The following is a 24,171-nucleotide window of genomic DNA, read 5'->3' as shown; positions in this document are numbered from 1 at the left end:
TCCCGCCCGTCGATAGACGCCGGGCCGGCCAGGCGACTGGCCGACACGCAGTTTCCCCAGTGGGCCGAACTACCTCTGGTGGTGCTCGACCCGGCCGGGTCGGGCCATGCGATCCACCGGCTGGGCGAAGAGCTGTCCGTTCGCTGCCCCGTCACGCCGGGGCGATCGGGCAGGCCAGGGAGGAAGCGGAGTGGCTGCCCCGGCTCGCTCCGCATCCGCCCCTGGCCATCCCCGCTCGGTTGCGGTGGGTGAACCCGGCTTGGGCTGTCCATGACTTTGGGCGGTGTCCCGCTGACTGGACGGCGAGGTCGCGACCGTGGAGGCTCCGACCGCGGTCCGACTCGCAGCGTTCCTGACCGCCCTGCGCCAGTTCGCTCCCGAGGACCGGCCGGTCACGCCCGCGGGAACCTCACCGCCGGGTCCCTGCGCGACCGGGACCGCGCGACCCGGGCCGCCATCGCGGAGGCCGGCGGCGCGTTCGATGTCGCGGCGACGACCGACCCTTGAGGGCGCCGCGCCGCTCGCCCCTGGGTGGGACCGCCCCCCGGTCTGGTTCCACGGCGACTTCCACACCGGCAACCTGCTGACCGTCGGCGGCCGCCTCAGCGCGGACTTCGGCGGTCTCGGCATCGGCGACCCGGCCTGCGACCTGACCATCGCGTTCACTCTGATGACGGCCGGGCGGCGCTCGGCGTGGACGACGACACCTGGGCACGGGGCCTCGGCTGGGCCTCACCACCGCCTTGAACGCCTGCACCTCATATGGCCCGGCCGACCCACGGGTCCCCGCACAGACGACCCGGCAGATCACCGAGGCTCTGACCGGCTGAGCACCTGCGGGAGGGCGGTCACACAGCGGGGCCGCTGTCAGGGAGCCCGTCGGCGCTGTAGCGCTCGAGCGCCCGCCTCAGGAGGTCCCTGCTCTCGACCGGGCTCGGCGACTGGGCGCTGAGCGAGTCCAGGATCCAGCGGTACTCGTCCGTGCTCTCCGGCTTGTTCACGGACGTGGCGTTGGTCAGGTGCTCGATGTACGCGACATCGGGGAGCCCGTCCACCGCGAACCGCAGATAGGTGATGCCGTTGCCCGGGGACGTGTGTGCGGTCACGTCGAAAGGGGCGACCTGCACGATGACATGCGGAAGCTCCGTCATCTCCAGCAGATGGGCGAGCTGCTCACGCATCACCCGGGCGCCACCGGTCGGGCGCATCAGCACCGCCTCGTCCAGCAGCACCCAGAGCTTCGGCGCGTCCCGCCGCTGCAGCAACTGCTGCCGCCTGAGCCTCAGTTCGACGCGACGGCGGGTGATCTCCTCCGACTCGAGAGCGTGACCGGAACGCACCACGGCATAGGCGTAGTCGGCTGTCTGCAGCAGTCCCGGAATGTAGTGCCCCTCGTACGTACGGATCGACGCGGCGGCCTCCTCCAGACCGACCAGGGGCTCGAACCAGTCCGGCAGTACGTCGGCGTAGTTGCGCCACCATCCGCGCTGTCCGGCCCTGCGCACCAGGTCGATGAACTCGGCCGTCCTGGCGGGATCGGTCACTCCGTAGAGCGTGAGGAGGTCGGCCGCGTCGCGTTCCTTGCAGGGAGAGTGCCCGGTCTCCATCCGGCTGATCTTCGCGGTCGAGCACCGGATCCGTTCCGCGGCGACTTCGGGGGTGATTCCCGCCTCGCCACGCATCCGCCGCAACTGCGCCCCCAGCACCAGGCGCAGAGCCGTGGGACTCGCCCCCGTGGCGGGGGTGAGCGTCGGCCTCCGTGACGGCTGAAGCTGTTCGATGCCGGGCATGCGGGCTCCTGAGGACGGGCGTCGTGATGCCAGTGTGCCATCAGGAGCCCCGTCATGGCCCGGCCGATGCGAGAGTGCCGTGACTTTTCAGCCCGTCCTGCCGCGAGTTCAGCCCGTCATGGTGTCGAAGTCGCCGTCCCGGACGCCCGCGAGGAACGCGCGCACTTCGTCTCCCGTGTACACGAGGGCGGGCCCTTCGGGGTACCGGGAGTTGCGTACGGCCACTGCTCCACCGGGCAGCAGCGCCATCTCGACACAGTTCCCGCTGGGATTGCTGTGATGGCTCTTCTTCCACTCCACGCCGGTCAGGGAGTTGGCGGGAATGCCGTTGTCGATGTGCTGCATGCGGTCCGTCCTTTTCGTTGCGCTGACACTTCCTGGTGTGCCACCAGGGCCCGCGCAGGGTGAACAGGTGTCCCTGGCTCACACCCCCGGGTGCAATTCCGGATGCAATTGCACCGCGGGTGCGGACGGCGAGGATACTAGTGGTCATCCGGCCCCCACTGCACCATTGCGCCGGGCTTCGACGGAGGGTTGTCAGCGCTCATGCACGCGGAGAACACGCGACGTCACGGAGCGGCAGCGCCAGCGCCCGGCCCTGCCGCGGGTGGCGCGGACCCGCACGAGGAGCTGGCACGGGACCTCGGTATCGGTCCCCCGGGATTCACCACGCGCGGCCTGGGTGCGGATCCGGAGAGCCTGCGGCAGGCGCGTGCCTTCGTCCGCGCCGCACTCGAACGTTGGGGCCTGGGCTCCTGCGCGGACGATGTCGCTCTCGTCGCGGGCGAGTTGGCGAGCAACGCCGTCTGTCACGGGCTGCTGCCCGCCGAGCGCTCGACGGCCCGGCTCGGCCTTGCGTGCCAGGACGGGGCGCTGGTCTGCGCGGTCAACGATCCCAGCCCCGACGTGCCCGTACTGCGCCCGGCGGACGAGTCGTTCGAGCGTGGCCGGGGCCTGCGCATCATCGACGCGCTGAGCAGTTCCTGGGGCTGGTCACGGCACACCGGGGCGGGCAAGACCGTCTGGGCCAGGGTTCCGGTACTCCGGCCCCCGGCGACCTACAGCCCCGCCAAGGCCGTCCAGGCCTCCGCCAGGACGGAATGCCCGAGCGGGGTCGGGTGGACTCCGTCGCCCGCGATGTACTCGGCACCGCCGGCGGCGCGCGCCGCCTGGTTGAGCAGGCCGTCCGCCGCCAGCAGCGCGGCGTCGAACTCCTCGGACAGCCTGCGGACCGTCTGAATCCTCGGGTCGAGATCCTCACGCCAGGCCCACTGCTCGTCCTGAACCGGCACGAGGAAGGGCTCGATGAGGATCAGCTGGGCGTCCGACTCCTCCCGGACCTGGGTGAGGATGGCGCGGTAGTCGTTCTCGTACGCGCTCACCGGGGTGACGGTGCCGTAGAAGTAGCGGCGGTAGGTCTCGTTCACACCGATCAGGACCGACACCACGCTCGGCTGGAGGGCCAGGGCGTCCTCACGCCACCGAGCGCGCACGTCCGAGACGCCGTCGCCGGCGACGCCCCGGTTGACGAACGTGATGTCACTGTCCGGAAGGGCGGACCGCACGTGTTCGGCGGCCATCCGGACGTAGCCGTTACCCAGAGGGCAGTCCCGTTCCAGCAGCCGTCCCGCATCGGTGATGCTGTCGCCCTGGAACAGGACGGTTGCCGAGCGGTGCAGGCTGATGGTCACGCGGGCTCCGGTGGGTAAGGATCCAGGGGTCGACGGAGATGATCCTGCCCCAGGAGATCCAGCTTGATCCGGACCGGGCCCGCGGGGATCCGGCGTGGTCCGGACCGGACTCAACGGGCGGCGGCCGGGGCACGCACCGCGCTGAAGTCGAGCGCGCTCTCCACCTCGAGCAGCGTCTCCTCGGCCACCCGCCGGACCTCGGCCGGAACGTCGCCCTGCTCCTCCACCAGACCGGCGTAGATCGGTGCGTCGGACGCCTCTGTGAAACTCACGTGAACTGCCTATCGATCGGTTATGCCCGCCAATCAGCGGAAACGGGAGCCGAGTGTACGCGTTCCCCTCCGGCCGTCGGGGGGCGGACCCCGGGAACGGACCTGGGCCGCCGTAAAACCGGTTGTCGGCGGCGGGGGCGGCTGCGACGCTGGTCACACCGAAGGGGTGTAGCTCAGAGGCCAGAGCGCCGGTCTCCAAAACCGGATGCCGCAGGTTCGACTCCTGCCTCCCCTGCCGGACCGGTCTCCCCGCCCGACGACGGGCGGGGGGACCTGGCCCCCTATTCGATGACGAGCTCGACGTCGATGTTCCCGCGCGTGGCCTTGGAGTAGGGGCAGTACGCGTGCGTCGCCTCGACCAGGCGACGGCCGGTCTCCCCCTCGAGCGCCTCAGGCAGTTCGACGCGCATGACGACCGCGAGGCCGAAGCCCGAATCGTCCTTGCCGATCGAGACCTCGGCCGTCACGGAGACGTCCTTGGTGTCGACCTTCATCTCACGGGCGACCGAGCTCATCGCGCTGGCGAAGCACGCGGCATATCCGGCGGCGAAGAGCTGCTCGGGGTTGGTGCCCGCCCCGTTTCCCCCGAGGGCCGGCGGCAGGGCGAGCGCGAGGTCGATCTGTCCGTCGGAGCTCACCGCCCGGCCTTCACGGCCGTTGGCGGTTGCGGCAGCGGTGTACAGCGCGTCCATGGGGTGACCTTCTCTCGTACGACGGTGACCGCGGCCCGGCCACCCCATAAGAGTGGCACACAATTCAATTGCACACAACTCAATGGCAGCCGACAAGCTACCCTGGACTCATGACGCCACCCACCCCCGCACCCGGACTGACCGACCTGCCGGACACGGAACTGCTCAAGCTGGACCACCAGGTCTGCTTCTCGCTGCAGGCGGCCTCCCGCGCCTTCGGTGGCGTCTACCGGGAAGCGCTCAAGGACCTGGGGCTCACCTACCCGCAGTACCTGGCCATGATGGTTCTGTGGGAGCACGGTCCGCTCCCCGTCAAAACCATCGGCGAGCGGCTGCACCTGGACTCCGGCACGCTGTCGCCCCTGCTGAAGAGGCTGGAATCGGCCGGCCTCGTCAGGCGTGAGCGCAGCCCGGAGGACGAGCGGTCGGTCACTGTCCACCTCACCGGCGCCGGAACGGACCTGCGCGAGCGTGCGCTGCCCGTCCCCCGTTCGATCCTCAAGGCCACGGGCCTGTCGGTCCAAGAGGTGCTGGCCCTGCAGGAGACCCTGGGGCGGCTCACCGCCTCCCTCGGCCGGGCCGGCTGACGGGCCGGCCCCCGGGCGTCCGCGACCGGGGCCGCACCAGCGCTCGCACGAGTTCCGACGCCGAAATAGGATGCAGGGACTATCGCAACGCGGAGCGGCCCATGAACCGGCGTCGAACTCCCCGGTCGGCGAGCGCCGAGGACCTGCTCAGCACCTTGCAGCATCTGACCGCCCGGGCCCGGGAAGAGGTGGAGCTGCATCAGGCTCGCGTCGAGCTGGCCCAGGCCCTGCAGCGCAAGATGCTGCCCGCGACGCTGCCCGTCTTCCCGGGGCTGCAGACGGCGGCTCGCTACGCTCCCGCCCGGGACGGCCTGGACATCGGCGGCGACTGGTACGACGGCTTCGTGCTGCCGGACGGGTCGCTCGGCCTCGCCATCGGCGATGTCCAGGGGCACGACGTGGAGGCAGCCGCCTTCATGGGGCAGATCCGCATAGCCATGCGCGCCATCGCCAGTTCGGCACCCGACCCCGGTGAGGTGATGGGGCGCGCGAACGATCTGATCCTTTCGATGGATTCGACGCTCTTCGCCACCTGCTCGTTCCTCCGGCTCGACCCGAGGACACGGGAGCTCCGGAGTGCCCGCGCGGGCCACGTCGCGTCCGTGTGGGCGACGGCCGACGGACGCTCGGGCATCACCGCCGATGCCGGCGGGCTCCCCCTCGGCATCGAGCTGCGCCAGCACTACCCCGTCACCCGGCGCGATCTGGACGTGGCCGGTGCGTTCGTCCTTCTCACCGACGGGGTCATCGAAGGACCCTCGCTGTCGATCGACGACGGGCTGGACCGGATCAGGCGCCTGGTGAGCGCCCACGTCGGCGCGGACGCCGAGGAACTGGCGGACCGGGTACTCCAGGCCGCGGTGTTCACTGGCCATGAGGACGACGCGGCCGTGCTCGTACTGCGCCACGATCACCCATCGGGCCCTGGGTAAGCCGGCCCCGCCCCCGCGCGTGTCTCAACGGCCCGTCGTCACGGGCGGTGTCTTATGAGATGCGTGATCCGCAGCGAGGGAACCAGACGCCGAGCCGTGATCGTTCTGCAGATGCTGGGCATCGCCGCCGCCTATTACGCGTCCGGACGGCTCGGTCTCCTCAGACAGGTCGAGGTGGAGGGCGCGGTCGTCAGCCCCCTGTGGCCGCCCTCCGGAATCGCCCTCGCCGCCCTGCTCTACCTGGGGCCACGGATCTGGCCGGCGATCGCCCTCGGGGCTCTCCTCACCGTCATCTCCATGAGCGACGGATTCACCTTCTGGGGCCTCGCCGTCGCCGCGGGCAGCTCTCTGGCCCCTCTGTGCTCCTTCCTGGCCCTGCGCGCGGTGGGTTTCCGGAGGGAGCTGGACCGCCTGCGCGACGGTCTCGCCCTGGTCTTTCTGGGAGCCCTGGGCGGCATGATCATCAGCGCCACCGTGGGCAGCGGGGTCCAGCTGCTGAGCGGGGGGCTGTCCGCCTCTCAGTTCTGGCCGGTCTGGTGGGCCTGGTGGGCAGGGGACGCGATGGGCGTACTGATGGTCACACCCCTGCTGCTCCTCCTGCGCAAGGCACGCCTGCCCGGGACGGACGACCGATGGGTGGAGGGTGTGGCGCTGGCCGTGGTCGCGGTGGGGGCGACGGTCGTCGCCACCAGAAGCTCGCTGTCCATGATCTACCTCCTCTTCCCTGTACTCGTCTGGGCGGCGCTCCGCTTCCAGCTGGCCGGGAGCGCCCCCTGCGCTCTCCTGATGTCCGTCATGGCGATCATCGCCGGGACCGAGGGGATCGGTCCCTTCGCCGGCCACTCGGTGCTCGAGGTCATGCTCAACCTGTGCATCCTCAACGGGTGCGTGGCGCTCACGGCGCTGCTGCTCGCAGCGATCGTGACCGAGCACAACAACATCCGTCGTGAGACGGAGCTCGCGTGCGAAGAGCTGGCCGCTCTCGTGGAGGAGCTCACTCCGGGTCCGCCACAGGGACGCCGGCCCGGCGGACCGCCGTCCAGCTGGAAGTAGGTTCCCCGTCCGGATCGGTCCGGACGGGGAACCCCGGGCGTCAGCCGCTACGGGGGAAGTGGTCCGCCAGGAAGTCGTTGCGGAACGTGCCCGCGGGGTCGAGCCGCTCGGTCAGCTGCTCGAAGTCGGCGTAGTGGCCGTACAGCTCGCGGATCGCACCAGGCGGAGTGGTGAAGACCTTGCCCCAGTGCGGCCTGGCCCCGAAGGGGGCGAGAGCCTCCTCGATGACCCCGAGGACGGGCGTGACAGCGGCAGTGTCGGGCACCCAGGTGAAGTGGAACGCCACGGAGTCCCTCCCCTGTGCCGGGCTCAGCCACAGGTCGTCGGCCGCCACCGTACGGATCTCACCGATCTGGAGGAGCGGCGCGAACTGCTGCCGGATCCGGTCGAGGGCCTCGTAGGCCGCCACTGCGTCGTGCCGGGCGACGAAGTACTCCGACTGGAGTTCCTCCCCGTTGCTCGGCGTGAATTCCAGGCGGAAGTGAGGGAGTCTGGCGTGCCAGGGGCCCGGGACACCCTGCTGCTGTGTGCAGTGTTCCGCCGCCACCCCGGGGACCGGGTGCCTCGCCCCTTCCGCGAGCGTCGCGCCGAGCCACCGGTGCGGGGCGGTGCGGGGGCCGTCGCCGCCGACACGCCGCTTGAGCCACACCTGGTCGATCGGGCCGCCGTGCCAGCCGGTGAAGAGGCTCACGCTGTAGGCCTCGGACATCACCTCGTCGAACCGGTCGAGCAGCTGCTCCTGCGGGAGCCCCTCGTACACCCACTGCTGGACCTCGAACGCGGGCACGAGGTCCAGGGTCAGCCGGGTCACCACTCCGAGTGCGCCCAGGGAGACCACCGCGCCGTCGAAGTCCGCGTCGCCCCGCTCCAGCGACAGGATGTCGCCGTCGGCGGTGACGAGTTCCAGCGCCCTGACGGCACCCGGCAGGGAGCGGTTCCCCACGCCCGAACCGTGGGTACCCGTGGCGCACGCTCCCGCTACGGAGATGTGGGGCAGCGAGCCGAGGTTGTGCAGGGCGAACCCGCTGCGGTGCAGGGTGCCGGTCAGCTCCCCGAAACGCAGACCGGCGCTCACCGTCGCGGTACGCGCCTCACGGTCGATCTCGACGGAGCGAGGCAGGCCCGCGACGGATATCAGGGCGCCGTCCGTGTCGGCGACAGCGTTGAAGGAGTGCCCGGTGCCCAGCACCCGGACGGCCGTCCCCGCGGACACGATGTCCTGGAGTTCGGCTACGGAGGAGGGTGTGTGCAGCCGCTCCGCACCGAAGGTGATGTTGCCTGCCCAGTTCGTCCGACGGGCAGGCGGGGCGTACGCCGAATGGTCGATCATGCCTCCGGAGCTTACGCTCCGTCGGCCTCGGGCTCAGGGCTTGCGTCCCACACCGCTGACGGCGGGGTCGGTGCTGCGGCCCCACCCGTCCGGGCCAGGGTCGGGACGCCGGTCCACCGTCCTGACGACGCCCGGCTCGACCGGTTCCAGCCCGTCGAGGAACGAGGCGATCCTGTCCGGACCGCGAAGGCTGGAGGGGCTCGGCGCATGCGCGTTGTACGCCTCGATCGCGCGGTTCATCGTCTCGCTGGTGTCCGTGCCGTCCGCGAGGGCCACGTAGCTTCCGGGCTCGAGCACCCTCACCAGCTGGGCGACCAGAGCCCACGGGTCCTCGTCGTCGGGCAGCTGCCCCATGATGCCCAGCAGGATCAGCCCGACGGGGCGGCCGAGATCGAGGGTACGGGCGGCCTCCTCGATGATCCGGCCGGTGTCGCGCACATCCGCGTCGACGTACGCACCCGCGCCCTCCGGAGTGCTGGTCAGGAGCGCGGGCGTGCGTCAGCACGAGCGGGTCGTTGTCGACGTACACGATCCGGCACTCAGGGGCTGTCCGCTGCGCCACCTCGTGCGTGTTGTCGGCCGTGGGCAGTCCCGTACCGATGTCGAGGAACTGCCGGACCCCTGCCTCCCCGGGCAGGAAACGGACGGCGCGGGCGAGGAAGGTCCGCTGGTCACGCGCGATGCCCGCGATGTCCGGGAAGGTCGCGAGGATCATCTCCCCCGCCTCGGCGTGCGCGGGGTAGTTGTCCTTGCCTCCCAGCAGGTAGTTCCAGACGCGGGCCGAGTGCGGCACGTCGGTCCTGAGCCGGTCGTCCGGTGACTTTCGGTGATCGCTCATGTCGAAGCCTCACACACCGGGATGGCGCCGGGTGCACGTCCGGGCTCCGCTCCGGGGGTCAGTACGGCAGGGGCCGTCCGGACGGTGTTCGCAGGTCCAGCGGGGGCGGCCCCGTGGGGGGCTGCGGACGGCGGACGATCTGGATGCGGCCCACGGCCACCACCTCCTCCTGGTAACCCGGTATCTGCCCACCCAGCAGCCCTTCACACGTCCGACGGCCCTCAGGCCCGTCCGGCGGTGCTCGCGGATGCGGACCGGGCGATGTGCGGTGACCCTTGACGAGTGGGGGAAGCCGACACGAGGAGGATCCGCCATGTCCGCGCTGGACAAGATCAAGAAGATGCTGAAAGGCCACGAGGACCAGGCCGGAAAGGGCGTCGACAAGGCCGGAGACATGATCGACGACCGGACGCAGGGCAAGTACGGCAAGCATGTCGACACCGGCCAGGACAAGCTGAAGCAGCAGTTCGGCGCGGACCGCGACCAGGACAACCCGCCCCGCTCCTGACGGCGACGCGTCGGGCTCGTCGCCCGGCCCCATTCCCGGTGCCCGGCCCGGTGACGGATCACTCCGTCACCGGGCCGGGCAGCTGCGTGTACGGATCCCGGAGCGGAAATCGAGCACCTGACCGGATTCCTGTTATCGTCCCCGCCGCACGGCGTCTCCCGAGTGTGGGAAGTGACGGAACAGGATCCCGGAAGAGTGAGCACAGCATGGGCGAGACACGCGAGACGGCGCTGATCAAGGCCGCGCAGAAGGGCGACCCCGAGGCGCAGGACCGGCTCGTCGCGTCCTACCTGCCGCTGGTCTACAACATCGTCGGCCGGGCGCTGAACGGGCACGCGGACGTCGACGACGTGGTCCAGGACAGCGTGCTGCGTATGCTCCGCGGCCTGCCCTCATTGCGTACCCCGAAGAGCTTCCGGTCCTGGTTCGTGGCCATCACCATGAACGAGATACGCGGGCACTGGCGTGAGCGCAGGACCGGGGAGATATCCGCGGACCGGATGGACGACGCGTACGACGTCGTCGATCCCGCCGCCGACTTCGTCGAGCTGACGATCGTCCGGCTCGGTCTGACGGGCCAGCGCCGGGAGGCCGCCGAGGCCACGCGGTGGCTCGACGACGACGACCGCGAGCTGGTGTCGCTCTGGTGGCTCGAGACGGCCGGAGAGCTGTCCAGGGCGGAGGTCGCGAGCGCCCTCGACCTGTCTCCCCAGCACACCGCGGTGCGTGTCCAGCGGATGAAGGAACGCCTGGAGGCCTCCCGCGTGGTGGTACGCGCTCTGACGTCGGACCCGCGCTGCGTCCTGCTCGAGGATCTGACGGCCCACTGGGACGGGGTGCCGTCCGCCCTCTGGCGTAAGCGCCTGGCGCGCCACGCGCGGGAGTGCACGGTGTGCGCCGGGCACCGGTCGGGGCTGGTCCCGGCGGAGGGTCTGCTGGTGGGCCTGGCCCTGGTCCCCGTGGCGGCGTCCGCGGGCGGACCGGCGGCAGAGTTCCTCCCGACGGCGTTCCTGCCCGCGGAAGCCGCTGTGTCCGGCCCCGGGCGTGCCGAGCGCCGACGGGACGGCGTGAGACGGCGCCGGCGCACCACGGTCCTCGCCGGCCTGGCCGCGGTCGCGGTCCTGGGAGGCGGAGGGGCCGCCGTCCACCTCTACACGGACGACGAGGGCGAAGACCCGGCGAGCGCCGTAGCTCCGCTCACCGGTCCCTCGACACCTGTGACCACGTCGTCGTCGTCGCCCTCCTCCCCCGCACCCTCGCCCTCCTCGGCGTCGCCGTCGCCTTCGGCGACCACGTCTCCGTCCGCGTCCAGGAGCCGGAGCGCCACACCCGCTCCTGAGAAGACGCAGAAGCCGCGCACGCCCTCCTCCGAGCCGGCTCCGGCGCCGGCGCCGAAGGCCTCCTCGGCCCCGTCGGTGGCCGAAGAGGTCATCGCCCTGGTCAACAGCGAGCGGGCGAAGGAAGGGTGCGCGCCGGTGAGCGGCAACAGCTCGCTGACGAAGGCCGCTTCAGGTCATTCGGCGGACATGGTGGCGCGGGACTACTTCTCCCACACCTCTCCGGACGGCACGGACCCCGGGGCGCGCATCACCGCCGCCGGGTACCGGTGGAGCACGTACGGCGAGAACATCGCGAAGGGCCAGCCGACCGCCGCGGCGGTGATGGACTCCTGGATGAACAGCGCCGGCCACCGGGCGAACATCCTCAACTGCGCCTTCAAGGAGATCGGGATCGGCAGGGAGGATTCGTCCGGCGGTCCCGTGTGGACCCAGAACTTCGGCGCCGCCCTCTGACGGTCCCGTGTGGACCCGGAACTTCGGCGCCGCCCTCTGACGGTCCCGTGTGGACCCGGAACTTCGGCGCCGCCCTCTGGCGCCCCCATTCCGGAATGCCGTCATGTCACGGAAACGGGCAGGTAGCACACCCTCCACGTAAAGGATCTAGGCTGGGCACGAGCCCAGGCCGAAGGTGTCCGCAGGCGATCTCTTCCTCCCACGCGGACAGGAGCACGGTGCCCACGCCTTCTCTTCTCGCCGGCCGGCTTCCCCCTTGGCTCGCCCATGTGCTGCGCGCCCAGCGCGGACCGGTGCCGTGGAACGCGGTACTGCGCGGGGCGCTGGCCGCCCTGCCGTTGCTCGTGTCGGTCCTCGCCGAGCGGCCGACCGCCGGGGTCCCCGCCGCTCTCGGCGCGATGCTGGCCGGCATCAACGACCGGCCCGGCAGCCGCCGCGCGTCGGTCGCCCGGCTGGGGTTCCCCGCCCTGGCGGGGGCAGCGGGTCTGCTGCTCGGCACGGTGATCACGGCGGCTGTCGGCGGTGGCCGGTCCCTGGTTCTTCTGCCGCTCCTGTTCGGGCTGCTGGGTCTGGTCGCGGGAGCGGTCAGTTCCACGGGGCCCGTCGCGTCCGCGTGCGGCACACAGGTGCTGGTCACGGTCGTGATCGGAGCCGGCATGCCGTTGCCCGAGCCCGGCCCGGTACGCGCGCTGCTGTTCCTCGCCGGTGCGGGGTGGCTCCTCCTGCTGAGGCTGGTCCTTCCGTCGCCGGGCAGCATAGGCAGCGGGCCGTACCGGCTCGACGGGGAGCGGGAGGCTGTCGCCGCGGTGTACGAGGCGGTGGCCGGGCTGCTGAGGGCCACAGGCGGCCGGCGGGCCCGCGCGGGGCGCGCAGCGTTGAGTGCCGCGCTCGACCAGGCACAGGACGCTCTGTCCGGGCCACGGCTGCGGCGTTACGCGAGCTCCGCGGCGGAGCGTCGGCTGCACGCCCGGTACGCGGCGGCGCTTCCGCTGGCCGAGGCGGCGACCGCCCTGGCGTGGGCCGGGGCCCCGCTGCCGGACAGGATCGCGGAGGGCCCCCGCAGGCTGGCGGCCGCGGTGCGGATCGGCGGCCCGTGCGGGCCGTTGGCGGCTCCGGCCCGTACGGAGGCCGGGCTGCGGGCTCTGGACGACGCCCTGCTGCGGGCCGCGGCGGCCTTCGACCGCCCCGCCGACGCGCCGCCGGGCAGGCGCGGAGGACGCCCGTACGCGTCCGTCGTGCGCCGCGCGTGGAGTGCGGCGGGGCGTGAGTACGGTCTTCGGGTCGCCATGTGCTGTGCGACCAGTACGTTCGTGGCGCAGTGGCTGCACCACGACCACTGGTACTGGCTGCCCGCCACCACCGTGTTCCTCGTCAAGCCCGATCTCGGACCGCTGGTCTCGCGCGTCGTGTGCCGGGCCGTGGGTACGGTCGTGGGCGCCGCGGTCTTCGGTGGCGCGGCCCTGCTGGCATCGGGCCCGTACCCTCTGGTCGCGGCGGTCGCGCTCTGCGGTGCGCTTCTTCCTGTGGCCACCCGTCACTTCGCCGTGCAGACAGCGGTGGTCACCGTCCTCGTGCTGTCCCTCGTCGTCCTGGGTGGTGAACCGCCCGCCTCGTGGGGGCGGGTGGTGGAGTCGCTCCTCGCCTGCGCGACGGTGCTGCTCGTGGGGCACCTCCCGCTGCCGGGCCGAAGGGGCCACGCCGTACGGGCCGCTCTCGATACGGCGGTGGGGGCGGCGCACCGCTATCTCGGACATGTCCTGGAGGCCCGGGAGGACCACGCCGGAAGGGCGGCACTGCGCCGGGACGCCTACCGGTCGCTGGCGGCGGCCCGCGCGGCGATCGAGTTGTCGGCGGCCGAACTCCCGCCGGTGGCCCGGCACTCGGCCGGGTCCGAGGGTGTGGCCGGTGCTCTGGAAAGGCTCATCGACACCACGACGGCGTGTGCGGTGCAGTTGGAGCACCCGGCTGACGAACTGCCCTCGCCCCATTCCGAACTGCTCGCCGCCCACCTCTCCGAGCTGGACCGGGCATGGGCGGTCCCGGCCCGGTGAGCACGGGTCCCTAGGATGCTGCGCATGATCGCTGAATTGCAGTGTGTGGTGCTGGACTGTCCCGATCCGTCGCGTCTGGCCCGGTTCTACGCGGCCGTGTCCGGAGGGGAGGCCGACCGGCCCGACAAGCGGTGGGCCCTGGGTGAGGACTGGGCGACGGTGCACACTCCGGCCGGGTTCGTCTTCTGCTTCCAGCGGGTCGAGGGGTATCTGCCTCCGAGGTGGCCGGATCCCGCTCACCCCCAGCAGTCCCACCTGGACTTCGGTGTCGCGGACCTGGACCGTGCCCAGGAGCAGGTGCTCGCGCTGGGGGCGACGCTGCTGGACCGCGGGGACGACGCACGCGGCTGGCGTGTGTTCGCGGATCCGGCCGGGCATCCGTTCTGTCTGCTGCGCCACTGACCTCGGGTGCCCGGATCACGGACACAGGCACCCGAGGCGGGGGTCAGCGGACGATCAGCGTCAGGGCGGCGCAGATGCCGCCCACCGTGCTGACGGCCAGGACGGACAGCGCCACGCAGCGGGCCCTGAGCCGGTCGTAGCGCTCGGTGTACTCACCCCGGAGTTCGTGGGCACGGCCCGCGATCCTTGTGAGCGTGTCCCGGCAGGCCTCGATCCTGTCCACCGCGTAGACGCGCTCGACGTCCTCGCGCTGGGCGGTGGTGAGCCAGGGCAGCGCGTCGGTGAAGCGGCGGGCCTGTCGGCGGGCCTCCTCGATCTCGGCGTTCCAGAGCAGGTAGCCCTCCACCTGAGCCAGGCCCCGGGCACTCTCCTTGTCCGGCTTCACACGGTCCTCCTCTCCTGGGCCCGTCGCTCCGGGGGTCTAGGCCTGCTTGTCCCCGGGAGCCACGGTGACCGATTCGTGAGGCTGGTTCGCCGCTTCCTCGAGGGCACGGATCGAGGGGTAGTGCAGGTCGAACGCCGGCGACTCGGAGCGGATCCGCGGAAGGGTCAGGAAGTTGTGCCGCGGGGGCGGGCAGGACGTCGCCCATTCGAGCGAACGGCCGTAGCCCCAGGGGTCGTCGACCTCGATCTTCTTGCCGTACTTGGCGGTCTTCCAGACGTTGTACATGAACGGAAGCATCGACAGTCCCAGCAGGAACGAGGAGATCGAGGAGACCGTGTTCAGGGCGGTGAAGCCGTCGGCGGCGAGGTAGTCCGCGTAGCGACGCGGCATGCCCTCGGCACCGAGCCAGTGCTGCACCAGGAAGGTGCCGTGGAAGCCGATGAACAGCGTCCAGAAGGTCATCTTCCCGAGCCGCTCGTCCAGCATCTTGCCGGTGAACTTCGGCCACCAGAAGTGGAACCCGGCGAACATCGCGAAGACCACGGTGCCGAAGACGACGTAGTGGAAGTGCGCCACGACGAAGTACGAGTCGGAGACATGGAAGTCCAGCGGCGGCGAGGCCAGGATCACGCCGGTCAGACCACCGAAGAGGAAGGTGACCAGGAAGCCGACCGACCAGAGCATCGGTGTCTCGAAGGACAACGACCCCTTCCACATCGTGCCGATCCAGTTGAAGAACTTCACACCGGTCGGCACCGCGATGAGGAATGTCATGAAGGAGAAGAACGGCAACAGCACGCCGCCCGTCACATACATGTGGTGCGCCCACACCGTCGCGGAGAGGCCGGCGATGGCGATCGTCGCAGCGATCAGGCCTACGTAGCCGAAGATCGGCTTACGGCTGAACACCGGGATGATCTCGGAGACGATCCCGAAGAACGGCAGAGCGATGATGTACACCTCCGGATGGCCGAAGAACCAGAAGAGGTGCTGCCAGAGCAGTGCGCCACCGTTGGCCGCGTCGAAGACGTGTGCGCCGAATTTACGGTCGGCCTCCAGCGCGAGCAGCGCGGCGGCGAGGACCGGGAAGGCCAGCAGAACCAGGACACCGGTCAGCAGGACGTTCCAGGTGAAGATCGGCATGCGGAACATCGTCATGCCGGGGGCGCGCATGCAGATGATCGTGGTGATGAAGTTGACCGAACCGACGATCGTGCCGAAACCGGAGAACGCCAGACCCATGATCCACAGGTCCGCGCCGACACCCGGCGAGCGGACCGAGTCGGTGAGCGGCGAGTAGGCGAACCAGCCGAAGTCGGCCGCACCCTGCGGGGTGAGGAAGCCGGCCACGGCGATCAGCGAGCCGAAGAGGTACAGCCAGTAGGCCAGCATGTTCAGCCGCGGGAACGCCACGTCGGGCGCGCCGATCTGCAGCGGCATGATCCAGTTCGCGAACCCTGCGAACAGCGGCGTCGCGAACATCAGCAGCATGATCGTGCCGTGCATCGTGAACGCCTGGTTGAACTGCTCGTTCGAGACGATCTGGTCACCCGGACGGGCCAGCTCGGCGCGCATGACGAGCGCCAGGACACCACCGACGATGAAGAAGGCGAACGAGGTGATCAGGTACAGCGTGCCGATCGTCTTGTGGTCGGTGGTGGTCAGCCAGTTGATGACCACCTTCCCCGGCTGCCGACGCCGTACAGGCAGTTCGTCCTGGTAGGCGGCATCGGCTTCCGCCGATACTGAGGGACCCCTCGTCGTCACTACGGCACTCCTTCGGTCGACGGCCGATTGCTGACTCGGCGACCAGGATGGACTCCCCGCGGGGGTACCGCAGGTCATCACCGTGCGCACTGCACCAGTGGCTGGCAAAGGACACTCCACTGGCCGATGCCCATGAACGGTGTGTTGACGAGTGCGCGGTCCACGGGAGCGGGGTCCGCTCTCAGGCCGTGGCCCAGTCCCGCATCGCCTTCCGTGAGGGGAAGTCGGCCACGTTCTTGTCGAGCGGGTCGTCGGTGTACTGGTGGATGCGCCACTCCGCTTCGATCCGTGGTGCGGCCGCCTTGCCGTAGTCGGCGATCCAGAGTCCGTCACCGGCGTACGAGCTCGTGTCGTGGTTGATCCAGAAGGAGCGGTTGCAGTACAGGAGCACCCGGTGATGGGGCCTCAGCCTCTTCACCTCCCGGATGAAGCGGTCCTTGTCCGCGCTGCTCGCGTGCGTGCCCTCGCCTGTCTGTTCCCAGTCGACGGCGAGGAGGTCGCCCTCCTTCTCCGGCGTCCTGTCGAGGAAGTACTCCGCCTGCTCCTTCGCGTTTCCGGGCCAGAGGAAGTGGTAGAAGCCGACGATGCAGTCGGCGTCCCTCGCGCGCTTGACCTGGCTCTTCAGTCTCGGATTCACATAGGAGCGGCCTTCGGTCGACTTGACGAAGACGAAGTCCGAGCCGTCCGTGTCGTAGTCCGTCTGAAAGGCGCTGACATCTACGCCGTGCAGCACGGGCACCACCTCCAAGTGGAGCATTGTGATTCCGTTTCTCTCTCCCATACGTGCCCACCCGGAGCCTTCCCATCCGTCACCCGGGTGGTGAACCGATTCGGCACTCTTGGAATAGCGTCCGCACCCCCGGGGTTGGTGGTCCGTCGAGACCCTTTCACTCCAGGAACTCGGCATCGGAAGGTCGGATTTTCATGAAGATCGGCATCATCGGGGCGGGCAACATCGGCGGCAACCTCACCCGGCGTCTCACCGCGCTCGGACACGACGTGTCCGTCGCGAATTCCCGGGGGCCCGAGACGCTCAAGGACCTCACCGAGGAAACGGGTGCCACAGCGGTCACGGCGGCGGAGGCCGCGCGGGGAGCACAGATCGTCGTGGTGACCGTTCCGCTCAAGTCGGTACCGGACCTGCCCTCGGGCATCCTCGACGGAGCGGCCGACGATGTCGCCGTCATCGACACGGGCAACTACTACCCGCAGCAGCGTGACGGACGTATCGCGGCCATCGAGGACGGGCTCACGGAGAGCCGTTGGACCGAGAAGCAGATCGGCCACCCGGTGATCAAGGCGTTCAACGGCACATACGCCCAGGACATCCTGGACAAGGGCCGGCCCCAGGGCACACCTGGTCGGCAGGCTCTCCCCGTGGCCGGCGACGCCCCTGCGGCCAAGCAGGCGGTCCGGGACCTGATCGACCAGCTGGGCTTCGACACCGTGGACGCGGGTGGCCTCGACGAGTCGTGGCGCCAGCAGCCGGGCACACCCGTCTACGGGAATCGGGGCGACGCCGACGCCATCACGAAGGCGCTGGCCGACGCCTCCCCGGAACGCACCGCCGAGTGGCGGGCCTGACTGCGGCGAGCCTGCCGCGCCGCCCGCCCGCCGGGGCGGGGGGCGGCGCGGCCGTCGGGCGCAGGCTCAGCTCTCGGGAGGGAGGCTGTCCATGAACGAGCTGACCGAGAACACGGCCCGGCCGGCGCCGGCGGGACCGTATCCGGGCGGTGAGGACAGGCCGTACTCCTCCATGGTCGAGCGATAGGCGTCGAGCAGCCTGATGTGGTACTCGAGCGGCGCGCCGTCGGGGTTGGTCTTTCCCAGGGGTGTGGTGGGCTCGGGGCACCATGTGGTGAAGCGCGGGGTGATGCCGTGCGACATGAAGAAGCGAAGACCCTCGGTGGTCGAGGCGATGGCTTCGTCGACGGTCGTGAAACCGAAGGGCTCGGCCATCTCCACGCCTGCGACGAAGTTGGGGATCACGTTGCGTGCGCCGAAGACCTCGGCCGAGTCGAGGATGCGCCGGTGCCATTCGTCCCGGCCCACGTAGCGCTCCTTGCCCGGGCAGTACAGCTCGAAGAGCCGCCGGTCCCACACCTCGTAGTTCGGGTGGTAGATCTGCACGCCGTAGTCGTGGAAACGCTGGACGTCGGCCTTCGGCAGCGCCTGGGCCACGACCTTGCCGGTCCAGCGGCCGGGGAAGCGCTCCTCGATCGCCTTGGCGTACTGCCCGTAGAAGTCGGCCTCGTCGCGGCCCTGGATGTGGGAGGTGATGGCCCCACCGGTGAGCGTGTACGCGGTGGTCGTCCGCGCGGTGTCGTGGCGGTCGATGATCGCCAGGGCCTCCAGCACCTCCTCGACGTCCTTCACCCCGGTGTAGGGGCGGCCCGCCGCCTTGTGCTGGCGCCAGTTGTGGTTGATGTCGCAGTACTGGCACTCCTCCTTGGCGCCGAAGTACTGGCAGACCCGGAAGACCGTGAGGTAGATCAGATAACCCCACTGAATGGTGGGCGCCACCTCCATCACGGACTTTCCGTTGGCCAGGGTGTGGCGGTAGTAGTCCGGCATCGGGGGCAGGCCCACGTCGGAGATGCGGATCCCGTCGAGATAGAGCCCCAGGACCCCGTCGGATCCGGCTGCGACGCGGTACGGAGACGCGGGGTTGACCCGCACCGACACCACCGTGCGGCGCAGGTCGTAGGGGCCGCCGGTGAGCACGATCTCCTCAGGCGGTCGGCGCAGCGCGGCGGCTCCCAGCTCGGGCAGGGTGCCGTGGTCGAAGGAGAAGATGAAATACGACTTGGGTTTGATGTCCCCGTGCTCGTTGTCGCTGAGTGCGGAGTCGTCGAACGCCATGCCGCCGCGCAGCAGATCCTCCTTGAGGACGGCCTCTCTCGGCACATGGGGGAACCGCTCCATGAGCTGCTCCACCAGACGCGTCCGGTCGCCGGTGACGGCGGCGCGGGTGGTGCCGGGTTCGCTGGGGCTTGTCATGTGCGGGCTCCTCGGGTCCGGTGTCCTGGACGCTGTTGCGTGTACGCCACACTGTCCAACGAACCAGCACCGTCAAGCGTTCGCAGATGACCCGCCCGGCTTGTGTGATTCGACCCGGCCGGCCGAGGACTAGGAGTACCTCTCATGCCCCGCACCATGTCCGTATCGGACAGCATCCTGATCCGGGCGACCCCGTCGGCGGTGTACGAACAGCTGAGCGATCCCACGGCGATGGGGCGGTGGAGTCCCGAGAACCGGGGCGCCCGGGTGCTCGGGGACCGCCGGGGAGCTCATGTCGGCATGGTCTTCGAAGGTCGCAACAAGCGCGGGTCCTTCCGCTGGACGACCAGGTGCACGGTGACGGCCGCCGACCCGGGTCAGCGGTTCGCGTTCCGCGTGCACGCGATCGGGGTGCGGCGTCCGCGGCTGTCGGGTGCGATCGCACTGTGGGAGTACCGCTTCGAAGCGGTCGGCGGCTCCACCCGGGTCACCGAGACCTGGACCGACAACCGGCGGGCGTGGCCCGACTTCCTCGCCAACGCGTTCGACCGGGTCGCGACGCGGGGGCATACGTTCGCCGAGTTCCAGCGCGGAAACATCCGTACGACACTGGAGCGCCTCAAGGCCGCGATGGAGCAGGACGACGCGGCGGAGTCCGGCCTCGTGGAGGACGGCCCGCACCAGGGGTGAGACGTCGGGCCGGTCCGGTGGACCCGCCCCTGCCGGCCGTCCGCGTCCGCGGAGCTCGGTGGCGGCCCTCAGGGGGCTTCGCCGGGCATCACGATGCGGGTCAGAGCCTCGGCCGTGGTGGGGGCCGCGGGTATGAGGACACCGACGCCCGTGATGTCGAGCAGCCTCGCGAGGTGTGCCGGCGCGGCGGCCAGGCACAGGGACCCGTGCCGGTCCTTCGCGTACCGCAGGATGCCGATCATCGCGTTGAGGCCGGAGGAGTCGCAGAACTCCACGGGCTCCAGGTCGAGAACCACATGAGGTCTCCCCTGCCTGATCAGCTCCAGAGCCCTGGTCCTCAGGGCCGGAACACTGTCCACGTCGATCTCGCCGGCGACAGTGAGGACTGCCACGCTCTCCGCCGGGTACCGGACGGTGAGCTCGAGGGTCTGGCTGTGGGTCATGGGTCTCAGTACTCCAGGCCGGGAGCGGGCCGCCACCATGGCGGGAGCAGCGATGGCCCGCTGGAAGATCACAGATCGGATGTCAACCGCAGAACCGTACCCTATGGCAACTGTTGTCATGAGGAAACTGATCGGGGTGTCGGTGGCGACCTCGGAAGCCTGTGGCAGACAGGGGTACGATATTCAGGGCCACGCGCGTGCCCCTGAACCTTTTGTCCTGGCTTTCCATACGAGCGCATCGAATGCCCGGCTCGTTTGCTCGGTCCGGTGGCCAGACGGACGAGTGAGGCGATGTCGAATCGGAGTGTCATCAATATGGGCCTGAACCCCGAAGCCGACCAGCGGTCCCGGGATGCGGCCCGTGAGGGTTCCGAGTTCGTCGAACTCCTCGAGGTCCTCTGGGAGCACGGACGTGAGGCCGCGCCGACCGGCCCGGTCTCCCCCTCTCAGCTTCGCGTGCTGTACACGCTTGACCGCGAGGAGGGCATCAATCTGCGGATGCTCGCCGAAGCCCTGGGATCGGCCTCCCCCTCGGTCAGCAGGCTGTGCGACCGCCTGCAGGCCACGGGGCTCGTGGAGCGCGCCCCCAGCCCGGTGAGCCGCCGGGAGCTGGAGCTCCGGCTTACCAGCCACGGCAAGGCGTACCTCGTCGACCTGCGTGCGCGCAGGGAGGAGGTGCTGATGTCCACGATCGACGCCATGCCGGCCAAGGCGCGGCGCTCGTTCCTCGAAGGGCTCAGGGCATTTCGCAACGCGGCCTCGGGGCAGGACAGCGGCGGCGCGAGACCCCTGCGGTCGACCGGATAGAGACCGGCCGACCGCACTTCCGCCCGAAGGCGCCGGTCACTCGGGCGCGCCGCCGGCGGCGGACTGCCGGCCGAACCAGTCCAGGCAGACCACCAGGGCGTCGTCGTCCAGCGGTGTGGCCCCTCGGTAGTCCCGCAGATCCCGCAGCACTGCCAGCGGCACCTGCTCGGACGGCAGGAAGCGGTGCGCGGACAGCGAGCGCGCGAGGGCACGCTGTCCGTAGCGCTCCCCCGCCGCCGACGCGCTGTCGTAGACACCGTCACTGCCGATCAGCAGCCGGTCGCCCGGTTCCACCCGCAGGTGCTCCGCGACGTACTCCGTCTCCTCGAACATGCCCAGCGGGAGCTGCGCGTCGAAGTCGAGGGATTCGACGGCGCGCCCCCTGAGCCGCCACATCCGGGGAGATCCCGCGTCCACGGCCTCCACCTCCCCCGTTGCCAGGTCGAAGCGCAGCAGCAGGACCGACGCGTGCAGCGCGCCGCGGTGCTGGGCGTAGACGGCCTGGTCGGCGAGGCTGGCCTGGCCGGGGAGGTCGAGACCGGCACGCCGGGCATTGCGCAGCGCGTTGACGACCAGGTTGGTCAGCAGGGCCGCCTCCATCCCCTTGCCCATGCCGTTGGTGACGGTGAGCGTGAGGTGATGGGCCGACACCGACCAGTCGAAGTTGTCGCCGAATATCGCGTACGCGGGCTCCAGTTGGGCGCCCAGCGCGAATTCGGGGCGGGAGACGGAGCGGCCGGGCAGCAGCTGCCACTGCATCTCCGCGGCCAGGGTCAGCCGGGTGGCGCGGCGGGCCAGCAGGTAGAGGTCCGTGTCCCGTTCGGCGACCAGGATCTCGTGGCCGAGCGCTTCGCAGATCTGCTGCATCCCCGCCAGGCCCGCCGCCGTGCAGCTGCTCTCCGGCGCCGTGACGGTGAGGACTCCCAGCCGGTCGCCCCGGACGGTCACAGGCAGGTGCACCGTCGCCGGTCCCGGCGTGGTCAGGGGCTCCACGAACGGCTCCTGGGCCCCGAAGGCACGCCCCTGCGGACTGTCATGGATGGGCACCGGTTCGGCGAGGGGCGCCTCGGACACCACCTGAAGCGTGGTCACGCCGTAGTCGGCGAGCCGCAATTCCACACTCTGTACGTCGCACTGCTCCCGCAGAGCCGCCGTGACGACGTCGAGGAGCAGATGGGGTGCGGCCTTACGCAGCTCCCGCTCGACGGCAGCGAATCTGTCCACGTGATCCTGTTTCTCATCGTGCTGCACCGAAACCCGGACCGCCTGTGGGCCCCGGCCGTCGGCCTCCAGCGTACGGGTCCTGTACCCCGGTCCATCGCGGCGCGCCCTGGAGGTCGCACCGGTGGCCGACGTGCTCATCTTACGATGTCCAGGGACAACTGTTTCCGCACAGCAAGAAAATTCGTGTCATCGCGCATAGGCCCTCCGGGGCGGGGCAGGGGCTGGTCACGAAGTGCGCTCAGTACCAGGGAGGGTGGGAATACAGTGATTCCTGAAAAGACTGCCGGGACCGTATCGGCTGACAAGGCGCCGACTACGGGGGCTTCGCCGGGACACATCGGCGAGCTGCCCTGGATCGAGGATGCGGGCAAGGTGGCCCCGAAGGACGCCCGCGCGCTGTCGACCCTGTTCTTCGAGCAGTTGCAGGTCCTCGAGGAGGGCACGCACGAGTATCAGTACGCGCGCAACACCCTCATCGAGATGAACATCTCCCTGGTCCGGTTCGCCGCGCGGCGCTTCCGCAACCGGGGCAGTGGCGACATGGAGGACATCACCCAGGTCGGCACGATCGGCCTCATCAAGGCCATCGACCGGTTCGAGCTCTCCCGGGAGGTCGAGTTCGCCACCTTCGCCGTCCCCTACATCGTCGGCGAGATCAAGCGCTTCTTCCGGGACACCACCTGGGCCGTCCACGTACCCCGGCGTCTGCAGGAACTCCGCGTCGATCTGGCCAAGGCGAAGGACGAACTCTCCACACACCTGGACCGTGACCCCACGGCCAAGGAACTGGCCGACTTCCTGGACCTCACCGAGGACGAGGTCATCGAGGGCATCATCGCCTCGAACGGCTACACCGCGGGATCCCTGGACCTCCCGACCGACGGGGGCGAGACCACGGGCAAGGCGTCGCGCACGTTCGCCGACATCCTGGGCGAGCCGGACTCGGCCATGGAGACGGTGGAGAACCTGCACGCCCTGGCCCCGCTCCTCGAGGAACTCGACGAGCGCGAGCGCCGCATCATCGAGATGCGCTTCGGGCAGGAGATGACGCAGTCGCAGATCGGCGCAGAACTGGACGTCTCCCAGATGCACGTCTCCCGTCTCCTCACCCGCACGCTGAGCAAGCTCCGCGCCGGAATGCTCGCCTGACCGCCTCTCGCGTCGGGCCGCCTCGGTGACGAAGCGCCGCGCCTGCCGTGCGGGGTCGAATATCCGGTGCCGTACCGGGCGGGGGACGTGCAGACTCGCTCCATGACGGACATGCGCGCATTCCGGGATGCGGTCAGCGACTGGGCAGCCGGCGGCCCCGGTGAACCGGCGAGCGACCTGGCGGCCCGACTGGGGCTGCGGACGGCGGTGCTGCTGGAAGGACCGAGCGACCTCGCCGCAGTCGAGACACTGGCTGAACAACGTGGCCGGGACCTCGCCGCCGAAGGGGTGTGTGTCGTGCCGATGGGTGGGGCCATGAGCATCGGCCGCTTCGCCGGTCTTCTCGGGCCGCCCGGTCTCGGTCTGCGCCTGCGCGGACTGTGCGACGAGCGCGAGCAGCGCTTCTACGACCACGGACTGCGGCGGGCGCGGGCTCCGCACGGGGGCTTCTTCGTGTGCGTGGCAGACCTGGAGGACGAGCTCATCCGCGCGCTGGGCACGGCGCGGGTCGAGGAGGTCATCCGGGCCGAGGGCGACCTGCGGGCCTGGCAGACGTTCCTGCGGCAGCCCGCACAGCACGGCCGGCCCCGGCAGCAGCAGTTGCGGCGTTTCCTGGGCACGAAGAAGGGCCGCAAGATCCGATACGGCCGTCTCCTGGTGGAGCCGCTCGGCCCCGGAGAGGTACCGGCTCCGCTCGACGACCTCGTCAGAAGTCTGTGATCGTCCCCCGCCCGCGTGAACCGGTGCTCGCGCACAGGGAACGTGGC

At 70.1% G+C, this 24,171-nt stretch carries 25 protein-coding genes, 1 tRNA gene and 2 pseudogenes; 15 read left to right on the top strand and 13 right to left on the bottom strand.

All coding sequences use genetic code 11. The annotated features are described in order from the left end of the window. The first annotated feature begins 316 nt into the window (after nt 1-316). Entirely contained in the window at nt 317-952 is a 636-nt protein-coding gene (locus OG379_RS37330) for a phosphotransferase (RefSeq protein ID WP_405667696.1), read from the top strand. Here OG379_RS37330 and OG379_RS37325 read toward each other — a convergent pair. Together OG379_RS37325 and OG379_RS37320 are read right to left on the bottom strand one after the other, a co-directional pair. Next, the gene (locus OG379_RS37325) at nt 849-1,790 is read right to left on the bottom strand and encodes a helix-turn-helix domain-containing protein (protein WP_405667694.1); all 942 of its coding nucleotides are present in this window, start codon (nt 1,788-1,790) and stop codon (nt 849-851) included. The genes OG379_RS37330 and OG379_RS37325 overlap by 104 nt on opposite strands. Before the next feature lie 108 nt (nt 1,791-1,898). Continuing rightward, nucleotides 1,899-2,135, bottom strand: a complete 237-nt coding sequence (locus OG379_RS37320) for a DUF397 domain-containing protein (protein ID WP_393760197.1) — start codon at nt 2,133-2,135, stop codon at nt 1,899-1,901. A gap of 201 nt (nt 2,136-2,336) precedes the next feature. Between OG379_RS37320 and OG379_RS37315 the strand changes: the two are divergent. Further along, nucleotides 2,337-2,810 (top strand): annotated as a pseudogene (locus tag OG379_RS37315) (ATP-binding protein); the annotation flags it as partial. A 38-nt stretch (nt 2,811-2,848) separates the two neighbouring features. Here OG379_RS37315 and OG379_RS37310 read toward each other — a convergent pair. Together OG379_RS37310 and OG379_RS37305 are read right to left on the bottom strand one after the other, a co-directional pair. After that, entirely contained in the window at nt 2,849-3,481 is a 633-nt protein-coding gene (locus OG379_RS37310; protein ID WP_393760199.1) for an SGNH/GDSL hydrolase family protein, read from the bottom strand. A gap of 110 nt (nt 3,482-3,591) precedes the next feature. After that, nucleotides 3,592-3,753, bottom strand: a complete 162-nt coding sequence (locus OG379_RS37305) for a hypothetical protein (RefSeq protein ID WP_383562831.1) — start codon at nt 3,751-3,753, stop codon at nt 3,592-3,594. Nucleotides 3,754-3,915: 162 nt separating this feature from the next. On the opposite strand from OG379_RS37305, the gene OG379_RS37300 reads away from it, so the two are divergent. After that, nucleotides 3,916-3,988, top strand: a tRNA-Trp gene (locus tag OG379_RS37300). 46 nt (nt 3,989-4,034) lie between these two features. Here OG379_RS37300 and OG379_RS37295 read toward each other — a convergent pair. Next, the gene (locus OG379_RS37295; RefSeq protein WP_104782565.1) at nt 4,035-4,445 is read right to left on the bottom strand and encodes an organic hydroperoxide resistance protein; all 411 of its coding nucleotides are present in this window, start codon (nt 4,443-4,445) and stop codon (nt 4,035-4,037) included. A gap of 110 nt (nt 4,446-4,555) precedes the next feature. Between OG379_RS37295 and OG379_RS37290 the strand changes: the two genes are divergently transcribed. The 3 genes from OG379_RS37290 (at nt 4,556) to OG379_RS37280 (ending at nt 7,017) form a co-directional block, all read left to right on the top strand. Then, a complete protein-coding gene (locus tag OG379_RS37290) occupies nt 4,556-5,032 on the top strand; it encodes a MarR family winged helix-turn-helix transcriptional regulator (RefSeq protein WP_393760202.1) in 477 nt (158 codons plus the stop codon). A gap of 101 nt (nt 5,033-5,133) precedes the next feature. Further along, nucleotides 5,134-5,964 carry a PP2C family protein-serine/threonine phosphatase gene (locus OG379_RS37285; protein ID WP_405667690.1) on the top strand — a complete coding sequence of 277 codons (831 nt, stop codon included), beginning with the start codon at nt 5,134-5,136 and terminating at the stop codon, nt 5,962-5,964. 63 nt (nt 5,965-6,027) lie between these two features. Then, nucleotides 6,028-7,017: an MASE1 domain-containing protein gene (locus OG379_RS37280; RefSeq protein ID WP_405667688.1), complete on the top strand. Its 990-nt coding sequence runs from the start codon at nt 6,028-6,030 to the stop codon at nt 7,015-7,017. A 40-nt stretch (nt 7,018-7,057) separates the two neighbouring features. Here the strand turns inward: OG379_RS37280 and OG379_RS37275 are convergent, their stop codons facing one another. Next, nucleotides 7,058-8,347, bottom strand: a complete 1,290-nt coding sequence (locus OG379_RS37275) for an FAD-binding protein (protein ID WP_405667686.1) — start codon at nt 8,345-8,347, stop codon at nt 7,058-7,060. 33 nt (nt 8,348-8,380) lie between these two features. Beyond that, nucleotides 8,381-9,185, bottom strand: a pseudogene (locus OG379_RS37270) (SAM-dependent methyltransferase). A gap of 313 nt (nt 9,186-9,498) precedes the next feature. On the opposite strand from OG379_RS37270, the gene OG379_RS37265 reads away from it, so the two are divergent. From OG379_RS37265 to OG379_RS37250, 4 genes are all read left to right on the top strand, one after another. Next, the gene (locus OG379_RS37265) at nt 9,499-9,693 is read left to right on the top strand and encodes an antitoxin (protein WP_356710832.1); all 195 of its coding nucleotides are present in this window, start codon (nt 9,499-9,501) and stop codon (nt 9,691-9,693) included. 206 nt (nt 9,694-9,899) lie between these two features. Next, nucleotides 9,900-11,486 carry a sigma-70 family RNA polymerase sigma factor gene (locus tag OG379_RS37260; RefSeq protein ID WP_405667685.1) on the top strand — a complete coding sequence of 529 codons (1,587 nt, stop codon included), beginning with the start codon at nt 9,900-9,902 and terminating at the stop codon, nt 11,484-11,486. Between the two features lie 218 nt (nt 11,487-11,704). Further along, entirely contained in the window at nt 11,705-13,537 is a 1,833-nt protein-coding gene (locus tag OG379_RS37255) for an FUSC family protein (RefSeq protein ID WP_405667684.1), read from the top strand. 24 nt (nt 13,538-13,561) lie between these two features. Further along, the gene (locus OG379_RS37250; RefSeq protein ID WP_405667682.1) at nt 13,562-13,939 is read left to right on the top strand and encodes a VOC family protein; all 378 of its coding nucleotides are present in this window, start codon (nt 13,562-13,564) and stop codon (nt 13,937-13,939) included. 43 nt (nt 13,940-13,982) lie between these two features. Here the strand turns inward: OG379_RS37250 and OG379_RS37245 are convergent, their stop codons facing one another. From OG379_RS37245 to OG379_RS37235, 3 genes are all read right to left on the bottom strand, one after another. Next, on the bottom strand, nt 13,983-14,324 hold the full coding sequence (locus OG379_RS37245) for a hypothetical protein (protein WP_405667681.1): 342 nt from the start codon (nt 14,322-14,324) through the stop codon (nt 13,983-13,985). Nucleotides 14,325-14,360: 36 nt separating this feature from the next. Next, the gene (ctaD, locus tag OG379_RS37240) at nt 14,361-16,091 is read right to left on the bottom strand and encodes a cytochrome c oxidase subunit I (RefSeq protein ID WP_405667679.1); all 1,731 of its coding nucleotides are present in this window, start codon (nt 16,089-16,091) and stop codon (nt 14,361-14,363) included. Between the two features lie 181 nt (nt 16,092-16,272). After that, complete coding sequence (locus OG379_RS37235; RefSeq protein ID WP_405668797.1) at nt 16,273-16,824, bottom strand: glycoside hydrolase family 25 protein; 552 nt, start codon at nt 16,822-16,824, stop codon at nt 16,273-16,275. A 191-nt stretch (nt 16,825-17,015) separates the two neighbouring features. Between OG379_RS37235 and OG379_RS37230 the strand changes: the two genes are divergently transcribed. Next, entirely contained in the window at nt 17,016-17,675 is a 660-nt protein-coding gene (locus OG379_RS37230) for an NADPH-dependent F420 reductase (RefSeq protein WP_405667677.1), read from the top strand. 66 nt (nt 17,676-17,741) lie between these two features. On the opposite strand, the gene OG379_RS37225 is transcribed toward OG379_RS37230, so the two are convergent. Beyond that, the gene (locus tag OG379_RS37225) at nt 17,742-19,091 is read right to left on the bottom strand and encodes a radical SAM protein (RefSeq protein WP_405667676.1); all 1,350 of its coding nucleotides are present in this window, start codon (nt 19,089-19,091) and stop codon (nt 17,742-17,744) included. A 144-nt stretch (nt 19,092-19,235) separates the two neighbouring features. On the opposite strand from OG379_RS37225, the gene OG379_RS37220 reads away from it, so the two are divergent. After that, on the top strand, nt 19,236-19,781 hold the full coding sequence (locus OG379_RS37220; protein ID WP_405667675.1) for an SRPBCC family protein: 546 nt from the start codon (nt 19,236-19,238) through the stop codon (nt 19,779-19,781). A gap of 68 nt (nt 19,782-19,849) precedes the next feature. On the opposite strand, the gene OG379_RS37215 is transcribed toward OG379_RS37220, so the two are convergent. Beyond that, nucleotides 19,850-20,224 (bottom strand): STAS domain-containing protein, encoded by a 375-nt coding sequence (locus OG379_RS37215; RefSeq protein WP_393760228.1) that lies wholly within the window; start codon nt 20,222-20,224, stop codon nt 19,850-19,852. A gap of 315 nt (nt 20,225-20,539) precedes the next feature. Here OG379_RS37215 and OG379_RS37210 point away from each other — a divergent pair, with 315 nt between their 5' ends. Next, nucleotides 20,540-21,031, top strand: a complete 492-nt coding sequence (locus tag OG379_RS37210) for a MarR family winged helix-turn-helix transcriptional regulator (protein ID WP_405668795.1) — start codon at nt 20,540-20,542, stop codon at nt 21,029-21,031. Nucleotides 21,032-21,067: 36 nt separating this feature from the next. Here the strand turns inward: OG379_RS37210 and OG379_RS37205 are convergent, their stop codons facing one another. Beyond that, complete coding sequence (locus OG379_RS37205) at nt 21,068-22,255, bottom strand: PP2C family protein-serine/threonine phosphatase (protein ID WP_405667673.1); 1,188 nt, start codon at nt 22,253-22,255, stop codon at nt 21,068-21,070. Between the two features lie 264 nt (nt 22,256-22,519). Here OG379_RS37205 and OG379_RS37200 point away from each other — a divergent pair, with 264 nt between their 5' ends. After that, nucleotides 22,520-23,404 carry a SigB/SigF/SigG family RNA polymerase sigma factor gene (locus OG379_RS37200; RefSeq protein ID WP_405667671.1) on the top strand — a complete coding sequence of 295 codons (885 nt, stop codon included), beginning with the start codon at nt 22,520-22,522 and terminating at the stop codon, nt 23,402-23,404. Nucleotides 23,405-23,506: 102 nt separating this feature from the next. Beyond that, on the top strand, nt 23,507-24,124 hold the full coding sequence (locus OG379_RS37195) for a TOPRIM nucleotidyl transferase/hydrolase domain-containing protein (protein WP_405667670.1): 618 nt from the start codon (nt 23,507-23,509) through the stop codon (nt 24,122-24,124). Nucleotides 24,125-24,171 lie beyond the last annotated feature (47 nt).

The sequence above is a fragment of the Streptomyces sp. NBC_01166 genome (assembly GCF_045039765.1).
Classification (GTDB): domain Bacteria; phylum Actinomycetota; class Actinomycetes; order Streptomycetales; family Streptomycetaceae; genus Streptomyces.
The sequence above is the reverse complement of the archived record's forward strand: the minus strand, read 5'-3'. Positions and strand labels throughout refer to the sequence as shown.

Bases quoted from the DNA above. Each gene is read 5' to 3' on its own strand.
- OG379_RS37325 (WP_405667694.1), bottom strand. From the start codon at position 1,790: ATGCCCGGCATCGAACAGCTTCAGCCGTCACGGAGGCCGACGCTCACC.
- OG379_RS37320 (WP_393760197.1), bottom strand. From the start codon at position 2,135: ATGCAGCACATCGACAACGGCATTCCCGCCAACTCCCTGACCGGCGTG.
- OG379_RS37295 (WP_104782565.1), bottom strand. From the start codon at position 4,445: ATGGACGCGCTGTACACCGCTGCCGCAACCGCCAACGGCCGTGAAGGC.
- OG379_RS37290 (WP_393760202.1), top strand. From the start codon at position 4,556: ATGACGCCACCCACCCCCGCACCCGGACTGACCGACCTGCCGGACACG.
- OG379_RS37285 (WP_405667690.1), top strand. From the start codon at position 5,134: ATGAACCGGCGTCGAACTCCCCGGTCGGCGAGCGCCGAGGACCTGCTC.
- OG379_RS37275 (WP_405667686.1), bottom strand. From the start codon at position 8,347: ATGATCGACCATTCGGCGTACGCCCCGCCTGCCCGTCGGACGAACTGG.
- OG379_RS37265 (WP_356710832.1), top strand. From the start codon at position 9,499: ATGTCCGCGCTGGACAAGATCAAGAAGATGCTGAAAGGCCACGAGGAC.
- OG379_RS37260 (WP_405667685.1), top strand. From the start codon at position 9,900: ATGGGCGAGACACGCGAGACGGCGCTGATCAAGGCCGCGCAGAAGGGC.
- OG379_RS37250 (WP_405667682.1), top strand. From the start codon at position 13,562: ATGATCGCTGAATTGCAGTGTGTGGTGCTGGACTGTCCCGATCCGTCG.
- OG379_RS37230 (WP_405667677.1), top strand. From the start codon at position 17,016: ATGAAGATCGGCATCATCGGGGCGGGCAACATCGGCGGCAACCTCACC.
- OG379_RS37225 (WP_405667676.1), bottom strand. From the start codon at position 19,091: ATGACAAGCCCCAGCGAACCCGGCACCACCCGCGCCGCCGTCACCGGC.
- OG379_RS37220 (WP_405667675.1), top strand. From the start codon at position 19,236: ATGCCCCGCACCATGTCCGTATCGGACAGCATCCTGATCCGGGCGACC.
- OG379_RS37215 (WP_393760228.1), bottom strand. From the start codon at position 20,224: ATGACCCACAGCCAGACCCTCGAGCTCACCGTCCGGTACCCGGCGGAG.
- OG379_RS37210 (WP_405668795.1), top strand. From the start codon at position 20,540: ATGGGCCTGAACCCCGAAGCCGACCAGCGGTCCCGGGATGCGGCCCGT.
- OG379_RS37195 (WP_405667670.1), top strand. From the start codon at position 23,507: ATGACGGACATGCGCGCATTCCGGGATGCGGTCAGCGACTGGGCAGCC.